The organism is Micromonospora sp. LOL_013, from assembly GCF_048060315.1.
In the GTDB taxonomy this organism is placed as follows: domain Bacteria; phylum Actinomycetota; class Actinomycetes; order Mycobacteriales; family Micromonosporaceae; genus Micromonospora_E.
This window is the reverse complement of record NZ_JBHMIQ010000031.1, coordinates 67,280-79,413: the sequence shown is the minus strand read 5'-3', so window position 1 is coordinate 79,413 and position 12,134 is coordinate 67,280. Positions and strand designations below refer to the sequence as shown.

Annotated in this window: 11 protein-coding genes; 2 read left to right on the top strand and 9 right to left on the bottom strand. The window is 70.5% G+C overall.

Features of this window, described 5'->3' with window-relative positions; all coding sequences use genetic code 11:
- Positions 1–33: 33 nt before the first annotated feature.
- Both ACFHWS_RS20625 and ACFHWS_RS20620 read right to left on the bottom strand, forming a co-directional pair.
- Positions 34–741: a helix-turn-helix domain-containing protein gene (locus ACFHWS_RS20625; RefSeq protein ID WP_416568809.1), complete on the bottom strand. Its 708-nt coding sequence runs from the start codon at positions 739–741 to the stop codon at positions 34–36.
- Positions 742–904: 163 nt separating this feature from the next.
- A complete protein-coding gene (locus ACFHWS_RS20620) occupies positions 905–1,267 on the bottom strand; it encodes a hypothetical protein (RefSeq protein ID WP_416568808.1) in 363 nt (120 codons plus the stop codon).
- 165 nt (positions 1,268–1,432) lie between these two features.
- Between ACFHWS_RS20620 and ACFHWS_RS20615 the strand changes: the two genes are divergently transcribed.
- On the top strand, positions 1,433–2,116 hold the full coding sequence (locus ACFHWS_RS20615) for a transposase family protein (protein WP_416554137.1): 684 nt from the start codon (positions 1,433–1,435) through the stop codon (positions 2,114–2,116).
- Here ACFHWS_RS20615 and ACFHWS_RS20610 read toward each other — a convergent pair.
- The 5 genes from ACFHWS_RS20610 to ACFHWS_RS20590 are packed head-to-tail and all read right to left on the bottom strand — an operon-like array spanning position 2,070 to position 6,921.
- Positions 2,070–2,792 (bottom strand): DUF624 domain-containing protein, encoded by a 723-nt coding sequence (locus tag ACFHWS_RS20610; RefSeq protein ID WP_416568807.1) that lies wholly within the window; start codon positions 2,790–2,792, stop codon positions 2,070–2,072. The genes ACFHWS_RS20615 and ACFHWS_RS20610 overlap by 47 nt on opposite strands.
- The gene (locus ACFHWS_RS20605) at positions 2,789–3,610 is read right to left on the bottom strand and encodes a carbohydrate ABC transporter permease (protein ID WP_416568806.1); all 822 of its coding nucleotides are present in this window, start codon (positions 3,608–3,610) and stop codon (positions 2,789–2,791) included. The genes ACFHWS_RS20610 and ACFHWS_RS20605 overlap by 4 nt, the downstream gene beginning before the upstream one ends.
- Positions 3,607–4,554, bottom strand: a complete 948-nt coding sequence (locus ACFHWS_RS20600) for a carbohydrate ABC transporter permease (RefSeq protein WP_416554131.1) — start codon at positions 4,552–4,554, stop codon at positions 3,607–3,609. Before ACFHWS_RS20600 ends, ACFHWS_RS20605 begins: the two co-directional genes overlap by 4 nt.
- 9 nt (positions 4,555–4,563) lie before the next feature.
- On the bottom strand, positions 4,564–5,850 hold the full coding sequence (locus tag ACFHWS_RS20595; protein ID WP_416554129.1) for an ABC transporter substrate-binding protein: 1,287 nt from the start codon (positions 5,848–5,850) through the stop codon (positions 4,564–4,566).
- Between the two features lie 57 nt (positions 5,851–5,907).
- Positions 5,908–6,921 (bottom strand): hydroxyacid dehydrogenase, encoded by a 1,014-nt coding sequence (locus tag ACFHWS_RS20590; protein ID WP_416554319.1) that lies wholly within the window; start codon positions 6,919–6,921, stop codon positions 5,908–5,910.
- Positions 6,922–7,090: 169 nt separating this feature from the next.
- Between ACFHWS_RS20590 and ACFHWS_RS20585 the strand changes: the two genes are divergently transcribed.
- Positions 7,091–8,188: a substrate-binding domain-containing protein gene (locus ACFHWS_RS20585; RefSeq protein ID WP_416554127.1), complete on the top strand. Its 1,098-nt coding sequence runs from the start codon at positions 7,091–7,093 to the stop codon at positions 8,186–8,188.
- Between the two features lie 2 nt (positions 8,189–8,190).
- Here ACFHWS_RS20585 and ACFHWS_RS20580 read toward each other — a convergent pair whose 3' ends face one another.
- The gene (locus ACFHWS_RS20580; protein WP_416568805.1) at positions 8,191–10,185 is read right to left on the bottom strand and encodes a DUF2264 domain-containing protein; all 1,995 of its coding nucleotides are present in this window, start codon (positions 10,183–10,185) and stop codon (positions 8,191–8,193) included.
- Positions 10,182–12,128 (bottom strand): heparinase II/III domain-containing protein, encoded by a 1,947-nt coding sequence (locus ACFHWS_RS20575; RefSeq protein WP_416554123.1) that lies wholly within the window; start codon positions 12,126–12,128, stop codon positions 10,182–10,184. Before ACFHWS_RS20575 ends, ACFHWS_RS20580 begins: the two co-directional genes overlap by 4 nt.
- Between the last annotated feature and the right edge of the window lie 6 nt (positions 12,129–12,134).

The window sequence follows — 12,134 nt, the reverse complement described above, 5'->3', positions numbered from 1 at the left end:
GGAAACGATCTCCTGTGTCATCGGGCTGCACTTCTACAGGATCGCCTGTGAATAGACCTCATAGACCCGCTCACCGATATAGACCTCGGCGCCGCCAGCAAGCGCTGCTCTGGACAGTTCCGCAGCTTCCGCCGGACGCCCGCACAGTTCCGCCAGATGTCCCTGGAAGCTGATCACGAGAGCGGTCAGGTCGACGTCCCCCGCAGCCACTGCCGCCGCTTCGGCCTGAGCGAGAACTCGACGGGCTTGCGCGTACCGGCCGAGGGTCATCTGCAGCCATCCGACCAGTTGCGCGGACTGTGCGACGACATGCAGCAGCCTGGCTCGACCAGCCCCGGTGGCGCTGGAAGCCAACTGCTCGACCGCAGCCATGTGCGCGGCTGCGGCGTCAACGACCGCAGCCGACCCGACGACATCTTCGAGATGGCGATGTTGGGCGAGGATCACTGCCAGCGCCTCTGCTGCGGCGGCGCTGGTGTCGCCGGCCGCGAGACGGGAACGCTGGTCGTCGTCGAGTTGCCCGGCATCATCGACGACGAGTTGCGCCAGCCGGCCGCTCGCGCCGAGAGCCACGTCGAGGTGCCTGGCGACCTGGATCGTCGGTGTCTTGCGGCCAGCCTCAAGTTCGCACAGGTAGCTGGACGAGTAGGCGACTCGTCGTCCAAGTTCCCGATAGGAGAGACCAGACTGCTTACGCAAGGCACGCAGGGTGGTCGGCCAGCGTGGATCAACGATGATCATCGTCGGGCTCCCTAGCGGGCGGCGTGGAGGGGCGCGGCCGAACCGAGCGCCACCACGTCCGACCGTACCCCTCTCCTGGGACAATCCCCTTGCGACACACGGTTCTGCCAGGAGACCACGTCAGCGGAGCGGCATTTGTCCCAAGGGCCAGCGGCGGCGTCGGTCAGGCCAGTTCACCGTAATGCCGCAGCAGGCTGTTGACCTTGCGCAGCTTGTCGATGGTGTCGGGCGGTGGCGGGTCCGGGTTGAAGTGCATGACGTCGTTGCGGATATGCCGGATCTCGTGCAGTCGGTCGATGAACGTCCGACGGTCGAGTGGCCAACCCAACGTGCTCCAGACGCTGGTGTCGTCCAGGACCCGCAGGTAGTCGCCCATGCTGAGATCGTCGAAGGAGTTGATCGAGCGGTTACACAGCTTGCCCACCTGATCGAGGTCGACCCGACGGGTGATGATCCGGCGCAGGCTCCGGTCCAACTCGCCGATCTGAAAGAAGGGCATTGCCATCTCGCCGTACGCCTGCACCACGTCAGCAGTCGCATGGCCGTTTCAAGATCATTGTGACCGTGGGTGACTGTTGGTGTGTTGGCGTGTCGAGTAGGGACGAAGCTCCGTTAGGACGAGGTCTTCTCAAGGATCTTGTCCACCCGGAGCTTCGTCATGCCGCATTCTGTCACCCCTACCGTCGATCCGGTGTCCACGCCGGTCGTCGGTGACGTCGCGTCGTCGTGTCACGACCTGCTGGAGCTGTTGATCGCGGTGTCCGACGGCCGGTCGGCACAGGGGCGCGACCATCCGGTCGCGGTCGTCCTGACGCTGGTGGCGGCCGCGACCGTGGCCGGAGCGACCGGCTACACGGCGATCGCGGGCTGGGTCGCCGACGTACCGGCCGAGATCATGGACAGCCTCCACGAACGGGTCGCAGCCCGCCCGGCGGGACCGCCGTCCCGGTCGACGATCTGGCGGGTCTGCGCCGACGCCGACGCCGACGTGCTCGACGCCGTCATCGCCGAATGGACAACGACACGACACGCCCACGTCAGAGCCGGCGCGCCGACCCAGTTACGCCTGGACGGCAAGACCGTCGGCGGCGCCGTCGACGACGACGGGAACCAGTTGCACCTGCTGTCCGCTCTCGCCGGAGACCCGCGACCGGGAACGGTGGGCCGTCTGCCCGATCTACCAGGGCACCGTCGCTGGCTCCAGCGTCATCTGGTACGTCGACATCATGGACAGCCTCGCCGAGTACGGGGCCACCATCGCCCCGTCCTGATCATCCGCCGACGGGAGCGGCGTCACCACGTACAGACAAACGGTGACGCCGTTCTCATCACCGAGGGTGCGGCAGGGCGGGGGCCAGTGCGGCGCGGCTGTTGACCCAGACGACCAGCAGCGCGCAGCCGGGCAGCGTCGACAGCGCCAGCAGCGGTGCCTGGTTGACCGTCAGCAGGGCGGCCAGCAGCACGACCAGGCTGAGCAGGCTCAGCGGTGCGCGGCGTACCGCCGACCAGGCCGCGGCCCGGACGGTCGCGCGGACGCCCAGGCCCGGGGCCAGCTCGACCAGGGCCAGCAGCAGCACCGTCGTGGCGGCCACCAGCACGGTCAGCACCACCAGCAGTGGTACGAGCACCGCCGGCCAGCCGGCGTCGTGCAGCCAGACGATGTCGGTCACCAGGACCGCGATCAGCGCTGTCGCCGCCGCCCAGCGCCGCGTCGCTGCGGCGAAGTTCCGCCGGTACGCGCGGAAGTACTCGCGTACCGGTGCCCGGTCGTCGTCCTCGGCCTGCCGCAGGTAGCCGAACGCGGCGGCGACCGCCGGCCCGACGCTGACCGACAGCAGCCCGAAGAAGACCGGGTAGCGCCACGGCTGGGCGACGACGGCGAGCGCGACCAGCAGCGGCAGGTTGGCCACGGCCAGCCCGAGGTTGACCACCAGCACCCGGTGCACCAGTGACCAGATCGTCGACCAGGTGTCCGCGCCGACGTTGATCCGCGCGGTCAGCGGCGGCCGCAGCGGCTGCCGGGCCGGTTGGTGCATGCCGGCCGCCGTCATTTCAACCCACTCGTGGCGATGCCCTGCACGAAGTAGCGCTGGCCGAACAGGAAGACGACCAGGATCGGCAGGATCGACAGCACCGAACCGGTCATGATCATGGCGTACTCGGCCTCGTAGAGCCCGATGAAGGTCCGCAGCCCGATCTGTACGGTCCAGAGGTCGTTGCTGGTCAGGTAGATGAACGGTCCCATGTAGTCGTTCCAGGTGTTGACGAAGGTGAGCAGCGCCAGGCTGGCCAGCGCCGGCTTGGACAGCGGCAGCACGATGCGCGCCCAGATGCCGTACTCGTTGAGGCCGTCGATGCGGGCGGCCTCGGTCAGCTCGTCGGGAATGGTCAGGTAGTACTGGCGCATCAGGAACACCCCGAACGCGCCGAACGCCTGCAGCAGGATCAGCGACAGGTGGGTGTTCACCAGGCCGAGCCGCTCCATGATGATGTACTGCGGCACCATGTACGCCTGCCAGGGCACGGCGATCGTGGCGATGTAGGCGAGGAACAGCAGGTCGCGGCCCGGAAAACTGATCTTCGCGAAGCCGTACGCGGCGAAGCTGCCGGTGAGCACCTGCAGGAACGTGATGGTGACGCTGAGAAACATCGAGTTGTACAGGTAGGTGCCGAGCGGGATCCGGTCCCAGATGCGCAGGTAGTTGTCGAAGTGGAACTCCTGCGGGATCCACTGGATCGGCACGGTGAGCACCTGCGAGTCCAGCTTGACTGAGGAAACCAGCATCCAGCCGAACGGCACCAGCACGGCCAGGCCAAGGACGGTCAGCAGCAGCTGCAGGACGGCCCGGCGCAGCACGGCGACAGTCATCGTTCCCCCCTCCGCTGCAACTGGAACTGGACCACCGTGATCACCAGGACGATCACGAACAGCACCATGGCGATCGCCGATGAGTAGCCGAATCGGCCCTGGGTGATCCCCTCCCGAAAGATCAGCTGCGACAGCACCAGCGTGGACCGGCCCGGACCGCCTTCGGTCATCACCTGGATCAGGTCGAACACCTTGAAACTGGAGATGGTCAGCATGATGAGGACGAAGAAGGTGGTGGGTCGCAGCGACGGCACAGTGACGTGCCAGAACCGCTGCCAGGCCGACGCCCCGTCGGTGCGGGCCGCCTCGTACAGCTCGGCCGGGATGGTCTGCAGTCCGGCCAGGTAGAGCACCATGTAGTAGCCCATGTCCCGCCAGACACTGGTGATGATCACTGCCGGCATCGCCCAGGTCGTCGAGGTGGTCCAGCCCGGTGGGTTGTCGATGCCGATCGCCCGCAGCAGCTGGTTGACCGGGCCGGCGTCCGGGTTGAACAGCATGTTCCACACCACCGCGACGGCGACCAACGCGGTGATGTAAGGAAAGAACAACGCGGTACGGAAGAACTGGACCCCGCGTAGTTTCCGGTTGAGCAGTACGGCGAACCCGAGGGCGGCGACCAGGGTCAGCGGGATATGGCCGAGTGCGTAGTAGGTGGTGTTGTAGAGCGCGGTCCAGAAGCTCTCGTTGCTCGCCATCCGCCGGAAGTTGTCCAGCCCCACCCACTCGGGGGTGCTGTACGAGTTCCAGTGCATGAACGCGAGCGCCAGGGAGGCGACCACGGGCACCAGGGTGAGTGCGGCGAAGCCGACGAAGTTCGGCAGGATGAAGCTCCAGCCGGCCAGGGTGTTGCGCCGGCGCAGCCGGCGTGCCGCACCGGTACCCGGCGGCGGACCGCCGGGTACCGGTGTGCGTACGGTGTCGATCGGGGTGTGGATCGCCATGGTGCTGGGTCAGTCGACCTCGGAGGTAACCCGCTCGCCCATCTCGGCGAGTCCGGCGTCGAGCTCCCGCTCCCCGATCATAATCAGCTCGTGCTCCTCGGTGAGGATGACGTCCACGTCGGAGGACTTCTCGCTGACCGGCATCTCCAGCACCACCTCGTCGGGCTGGAACGCCGCCTGGGCGACCTCGTCGTTGGTCATCCCGTCGACGCCGAAGTAGGTTTCGGTGATCGTCTCGTCGGAGTAGGCCGGGTAGACGCCGATGCTGGCGATCGCCGCCGCGCCCTCGGGGCCGGCCGCCCAGGCCACGAAGGTCCGGGCGGCTTCGGAGTTGCGGGCCTTGTTGTTGACCGCGAACGCGGTCGGCGAGCCGAAGGTGGTCACCGGGCCGCCCTCGGTGACCTGCGGCAGCGGCGCGATGCCCCAGTCGACGTCGATGCTGCCGGCCTTTTTCTCCTCGATCAGCCGGGCCGCGTACCAGGTGCCCATCGGCAGCATCGCAGCCTGCTCGGTGGCGAACATCGTGTGGTACTGGACCTTCTGTGTCGACGCGGTGGCCCACGGCAGAGTGGCACCGGCGTCCTGCAGGTCGAGCACCATCTGGTAGCGGTCCTTGAGGAAGCCGTACTCGCCGCCGATCAGGTCGCCGCCGCTCTGCGCGGCCGCCGTCGAGTGGATGATGGAGCGCCAGGTGTGGTGGTAGGTGCCGTAGACGGTGTCCTGGCCGCTACCGCTGGTCAGCCGCTTCGCCAGGTCGGCGTACTCGGCCCAGGTGAGGCTGGTCAGGTCGGCGCCGGTGTCGGCGAGCATGGCCTTGTTGTAGTACAGCACCCAGAAGTCCTGCCGGTACGGCAACGCGAAGTAGTCCCCGTCGAGGTTGAACGGCTCCAGGCCGAGGTACTTACTCTGATCGAGGTCGGCGGCCTCGTCGGCCACCGACGCCAGCTGCCCACGCAACGCGTACCGGGAGTAGTCGGTGACGTTCTTCATGGTCAGCACGTCGGTACGGTCCCCGCCGGCCAGCATGGTGGTGACCTTCTCGGAGTAGTCGTCCGCCAGGATGTCGACCGGTTGCACGTCGATGTCCGGATGGGCGGCCTCGAATCCGTCGATCAGGGCCGCGAACTCGGGGGTGCTGTCGTAGTTCCACAGGGCGATGGTGAGGATCTCGCGGCCGTCGTCGCCGATGGCCGGCTCGTCGCCACCACCGCAGCCGGCGGTGACGAGAACCAGTGCGGTCGCGGCGGCCACCGCCCTGCCGATGTGACGGTTCATCCTGCCGGTGTGTCGGTTCATCAGGTGACTCCTTTTGCGGAGGGTGCGGGGTTTCGTATTGGTACGGAGCCCGGCCGGTCAGGCGTGCAGCGTGAACGCGTCCGGGGTGACTTCGGCGTGCAGTGGTTCCCCGCCGGTCCAGCGGGCCAGTTCGTCGAGGGTGTGGTCGGTCAGCCGGTGGATCTCGGTGCCGAGGGAGCCGGCCAGGTGCGGGCTGACCATGACGTTCGGGCTGCCGCGTAGGGCGGCGTCGACGGGTAGCGGTTCGGGGTCGGTGACGTCGAGGATCGCGTACAGCCGGCCGGAGCGGCATTCGGCGGCGAGCGCCGCCGGGTCGACCAGGCTGCCCCGGGCCGTGTTGATCACGGTCGCGTGGTCGGGCAGCAACGCGAGTTCGGCCGCGCCGATCATGCGGTAAGTGCTGGGCAGCTCCGGCGCGTGCAGGGAGAGGATGTCGCTGTGCGGCAGCAGCTCGGCCAGCTCGACCAGGGTGCCGCCGGCGAGGGTGACCTCGGCCGGGTCGGCGTACGGGTCGGCGACTAGGCAACGGGCCGAGTCGAGGCAGCCGATCAGGTCGACGACCCGGCGGCCGATCCGGGAGAAGCCGACGACGCCGATGGTGCGGCGGTAGTTGGACAGGTCGCCGTGCCCGTGGTGGTGGCTCCATCCCCGGTACGCCCGGTCGGGGTCGGCGGCGATGAACGGCACCTTTTTGCCGGCGAAGATGATCGCGGCGAGGGTGTACTCGGCGACCGGCACGGCGTTGGCGTCGGCGGCGGTGCTGACCTGGATGCCGCGCCGCCACACCTCGTCGGTCACCAGTGACCGGACGCTTCCGGCGGCGTGGAAGACGGCACGCAGGGCGGGCGCGGTGTCCAGCCGCTGCCGGGTCAGCGCGGGCGCTCCCCAGGACGTCACCAGCACCTCGACCGTGGCCAGCCGGGCGCGTACCGCCGGCGAGTCGAGTTCGTCGGCCCAGACCGGGTCGGCCAGGGCGACGAGGCGGCCGAGGCGCTCCAACCGAGGCTCGTCGAAGTGGGCCCGGTAGGAGTCCCGGTCCATCACGACGAGCGCCTGCGGCGGGGTGTGCACCGTCAACGTGTCTCCTCGGGTGGCGAATCTCCGGCCGACGTCCGACGTCGTGGGGACCTGCTGGATTCGCCGATGTGACATGGTTAACCTACGGTGAACATGCTCGCTACCAGCCGATCTCAATCGGTCGGAAACGCTCACTAACGAACATGGACAGGAGTCGAGTCCCATGCCGGCGGACCGGATGTTCAACCTGCAACGGCGGGAGCGGCTGCTGGAGGAGCTACGCCGACACGGATCGGTACGGGTGGCCGACCTGGCCCCGCTGCTCGGGGTGAGCGAGCTGACCGTACGGCGCGACATCGCCGCCCTGGCCGAGAGCAACCTGCTGACCAGAGTGCACGGTGGCGCCACCCTGCCCACCCAGCTCGGGCCGGCACCGAGACGACCCCGGGTGGCGCCGACCCGGTTCACCATCGGCATGGTCGTGCCGTCACTGGACTACTACTGGCCGCAGATCGTCACCGGCGCCCGCAGCGCCGCCGCCTCGCTCGGCGTGCACATCCAGCTGCGCGGGTCGAGCTACGACCCCACCGAGGACCGACGGCAGATCACCCGGTTGATCGACGCGCAACAGGTGCAGGGTCTGCTGCTGGCACCCAGCCTGGACACCGACGGTGCCGCCGACATGATCGCCTGGATCGGCAACCTGCCGGTGCCGACGATCCTGGTCGAACGGCAGGCCCCCCGGTGGACCCCTACCCTGCGCCAGCTCGAATGGGTCCGCAGCGACCACGCCCTCGGCCTGGAGATGGCGGTACGGCACCTGCACGAGCACGGTCACCGCCGGATCGGGCTGGTGCTGTCCAAGGGCAGCCCCACCTCCGCCCACCTCGCCCAGGGTTGGGCGCTGGCCTGCGCGGACCTCGGTTTGCCCGCCGACCTGGTCATCCGGGAGGCGGTGGCGTTGGACGCCCCGGGGCACCGGGGAATCATCGGCGACGTGCTGCGGCGGTGCCGACGCGAAGGCGTCACCGCGCTGATCGTGCACGGCGACCCGGACGCAATGTCGGTCGCGCAGTACTGCGCCGAGCAGGGCGTGCCGATCCCCGACCAGCTCGCCCTGGTGTCCTACGACGACGAGGTGGCGCACCTGGCCGAGCCGGCGCTCAGCTCCGTGCGCCCGCCGAAGAACCAGGTGGGCCGGGTGGCGGTCGAGCTGATGGTGGCCCGGCTGTCCGAGGGCCGACGCCGACCGGTGCAACGGGTGCTGATCACTCCCGAACTGGTGATCCGCGACTCGTCGACGCCTCGGCCGCCGCGCTGATCTCACCCCGGTCCGGCCGGCAGCAGCATCGTCGAGGTGTGGCCGTCCGGCCAGCGGATGTCGATCGTGTCGCCGACGCCGCCGGCCGTCACCACAACCACCGGCGCGGCCGCGAGGGCCGGGTCTTCCCCGGCGCCGGTCAGGGTCACCGCCGCCATGTACACCCGGCCGGGCACCGGCGCGGCGGCGGTCCGCAGCACCGGCACCGCCACCTGATCGGCCAGCGGCGAGGTACCCCGCTCCCGGCGTACCTGCGCATGCTCGAAGCCGGCCAGGCCGACCAGCCGGGACGTCACCGCGGCATCGGCCGCGACGGACACCGGCGGGTCGTTTCCGGTACGCGCCGACGGCGGTACGTCACCAGTCACCGGCCAGCCGCTGAACTCCAGCACGGTGCCGTCGTCGACGCCGTCGGCAGAGTCGAGCCGGGCCAGCCGTACCTCGATCGGACCGCGCACCGCCGAGGCCATCGTCACCACCGGGCCCCGGCGGACCGGTCCGGCGCGGCCGGACCCGTGATCCGGGCCGGTGTCGTCGGCGGTGTCGACCCAGTGGGTGTCAGCCCGCGACACCGCCCGACCGACCCCGTCGACCACCCGGCAGTCGAGGGTCACGAACCCGTTGCGGTGACTGCGCCGGCCGGTCGCGTCGACCATCGTGATCGAATTGTCCGACGGGTCGCCGATGGTGGCCCCGGTCAGCGGCGGCATCGTCGCCGTCGAGTAGCCGAGCCGGGCGTACAGCGGCGAGTCGGCACGCTCGTCACCCGGCACCGCATGATCGGTGCCGTGGTTGACCACCCGGACCACGCCGTCACGGCGGGTGCCGACAACCAGCCAGCCCGGCGTCGGCAGCGCGACCATCAGGTCCGCCCGCTCGACCGGCAACGGCTGTTCGGTCGCCGTCCACACCGGATGATCGGCCGGCAGGGCCAGCCCCAGCATCCCCTTCGCCACCCAGTACGGCGACCCGGGCCCCGAGTACGACTGGGCCATCGCCGGCCACTCGTGGTGCCAGCCGATGGGCAGCAGGCCACGCCCGTCCGGTGCCCCGTGGTCGTGGAAGTGGCGCAGCATCCCGCTCGCCGCCCGACGCAGCACCCCCGGCGCCACCTCGGTCGCACCGGTCATCGCCCCGACCCACAGCGGTGCAGCCGCCGCGAACCGGTACGCCAGGCTGCGGCCCTGCACCAGCGGCGACCCGTCAGACCCGATCAGCCGGACCGCGTCGTCGAGGAACCCCGCGAGCCGATGACGCCACGCCTGACGCAGCCCGTCGGGGCACAGGTCACCGGCCTGATCGGCCCAGAGCAGCGGGTAGACGTGCAGCGCCCAGCCGACGTAGTGGTCGTAGGACCGCTCCGGTCCGTCGGAGTACCAGCCGTCGGCCCGGTACAGCGACTCGTGCACCCGCAGCCCGGACTCGATGTCCTCAGCCGACCACGGGCCGCCGACCGAGCGCAGGAACGTCTCCACGACGATCTGGAACCACACCCAGTTGATCGGCGGGTACGGCTGCCCGACGACGGTGGCGAGCCAGTCGACGGTGCGCTGCCGGGTCGCCTCGTCGAGCCGGTCCCACAGCCAGGGCCGGGTCAGGTGCAGGCCCAACGCGATCGAGCAGGCTTCAACCTTGGCCTGGTCCAGCCGGTCCGGCCGGGGCCAGGCGGTCGACGAGGTCGGGTCGGTGCCGGCGCGCAGCCCGGCGGCGTACCAGTCGGCCAGCCCGTGCGGGTCGGCGCCGGCCTCGCCGCGCAGCCGGACCGCCGCCAGCAGGAACGACCGGGCGAACGCCTCCAGCGAGTCGCTGTCCGGGCCGTAGGCGCTTGACCGGCCGGGCAGGTCGATCCGGGCGTGGTCGAGTGAGGCGTACGGACGCAGCGCCAGCAGAATCCGGTCGGCGGCCGCCGCCCAGTGCGCGCGGGTGTAGCCGGTGTACGGGGAGAGCCGCCGGTCTTCGGCGATCTGCTCCTCGGCGGCCTGGTCATCGGCGTTCATTCGGTGCCTCCGGAGACGGTCACGGTGACGGAGCCGGTCCGCTGGGCCGGCAGGGTGAGCACCAGCCGGTGCACGGCGGGCCCCCAGACGTCGCGCAACAGCGGGTCGTCGACCGGCTGTCGCTCCAGCCGGCCGGCCCCGAGCAGCGGGTCCCAGGCCAGCACGGCGATTCCGCCGGTCAGGGCCCGTACGGCGAGCCGCCCGGTGGTGTGGGTCAGCGGTTCACCGGCGACGACGTGGTGCAGCCGCAGGTCGGCCGGGTCGTCGACGCGCCACCGCTCGGTGACGGTCACCGTCGCCCGGCGGCGGTCCAGCCGCACCTGCCGCCGCCAGGACCGGCAGCCGGCCTCCGGCGGGTACGCGCCGGCCAGGTCGAGCCGCAGCGCGTCGGCGTCGACGGCGGCATCGGTGGCGGTATCGGTGGCGGTATCGACGGCAACCGTCGACGCCCGGAAGTCGCGGCCCGCGGCCTGACCGTGGCCGCCGACGACCGGCAGGTTGTGCCACTCGCTGCGGGTGACCCACTGCTCGTACCGACGGTCGGTGAATGAGATCGCGGTGTAGGTGGGCTGGCCGAGGTCGACCAGCACCGGGCACCCGTCCAGGGCGACGAGGTACGAGCCGACGTCGTTGTGGTTGTGGTTCTCGTCGTTGTGCCCACCCTTGACCGCGACGGTCAGCCCGGCGGTGCTGCCGGCCCGTTCCCGGCTGACCAGTAGTTGCAGGTCGGGTAGCCAGGTGGTGGCCGGCAGCGGCGGAGCGGTCGGTGATTGGGTGAGCCACTGCGAATCGGTCAGCCCGCGTACCGCCCGGCCCAGCCCGGCGGCGACCGTCACGGCCGGTTCGCCCGGGACACGGTGGCTGGCCGCGAAGTCGATCACCTGCCGGTCGCCGGTGGCCCGGCCCCAGCGGTGCAGCACCTGCCAGGCCTGCGCGGCGCTCGGCCGGGCCGGCCCGTCGCCGACGTTGACGTACCAGCCGCCGCCGAGAGCCATCCGGTGCGGGTAGCGGGCCAGCTGCGGCAGCGGCGGCCACCGCCACGGATCCAGCCGGCCGCCGAGGACCCGGTCGAGCAGGTCGAGCGCCTCGGCCAGCCGGGCCGGGCCGTTCCACCAGTACGCGTACCCCTCGTCGCAGCCGCCGTCGGCGGGCAGCGAGCCGAGGTAGCGGTCGAGCCCGTCAACGACAAGGTCGACCACCTGGGTCCGGATGTCCGCGTCGTCGACCAGGAACAGCGCGGCGGCCAGCAGATGGCCGTGGATCCACGGGTTCCAGTTGTGCAGGTGCCCGTCCAGGCCGAGCCAGTGCCAGTCGCGGCTGCCCAGGAAAGGCTCGATGATCCGGGTACGGGTCTCCCGGCGGATCCGCTGACGCAGCCCCGGGGTGCGCTCGTCGAGCGTCGTACCGAGGATCAGGTCGGCCCAGGCCAGCACGGCGACCGTCTCGGCGGCCCCGAGGTCCAGGTACGGCCGGTCGACGTCGGGCACCACCCGACCGGCCTCGGCGGCGAACCGCTCGTGCGCGGCCCAGCACCAGGTGCTCTGCTCGCAGAGCTGCAGCAGGCCGTCGGCGGCCTCGTCGAGGTAGGGCTGGCCGTGCAGCGCGGCGGCCAGCGCGGCTGTGGCGGTACGCCGCCGCAGCTCACCGGCGGGCTGCTCGTATGCGGTGCGGACCCCGTCGCGCCAGTAGCGGGCGTAGTCGGACAGCAGCAGTCGGGGCCAGGCGGTGCCCCGGTCGGCCTCGGCCGCGTCGACGATGGCCCGCTCAGTGACCTCGTCGACGTGCGGCCAGGCCGCCCGGCCGGTGCCGGCGGCGAACCCGATCGCCTGCCGTGCCCGGCCGAGCGCCGCCGTCCGCAGCTGCGGATCCAGCGACGCCCACCGGCGGACGAGCGGTCCAGGCCCGACCGTCGCTACTGCCGCCGGGTCTGCCTCAGCTGCCACCGGACC

Excerpts from the sequence above, each read along its gene's own strand:
- ACFHWS_RS20605 (WP_416568806.1), bottom strand. The coding sequence starts at position 3,610 with ATGACTGTCGCCGTGCTGCGCCGGGCCGTCCTGCAGCTGCTGCTGACC.
- ACFHWS_RS20580 (WP_416568805.1), bottom strand. The coding sequence starts at position 10,185 with ATGAACGCCGATGACCAGGCCGCCGAGGAGCAGATCGCCGAAGACCGG.
- ACFHWS_RS20585 (WP_416554127.1), top strand. The coding sequence starts at position 7,091 with ATGCCGGCGGACCGGATGTTCAACCTGCAACGGCGGGAGCGGCTGCTG.
- ACFHWS_RS20610 (WP_416568807.1), bottom strand. The coding sequence starts at position 2,792 with ATGACGGCGGCCGGCATGCACCAACCGGCCCGGCAGCCGCTGCGGCCG.
- ACFHWS_RS20600 (WP_416554131.1), bottom strand. The coding sequence starts at position 4,554 with ATGGCGATCCACACCCCGATCGACACCGTACGCACACCGGTACCCGGC.
- ACFHWS_RS20625 (WP_416568809.1), bottom strand. The coding sequence starts at position 741 with ATGATCATCGTTGATCCACGCTGGCCGACCACCCTGCGTGCCTTGCGT.
- ACFHWS_RS20595 (WP_416554129.1), bottom strand. The coding sequence starts at position 5,850 with ATGAACCGACACACCGGCAGGATGAACCGTCACATCGGCAGGGCGGTG.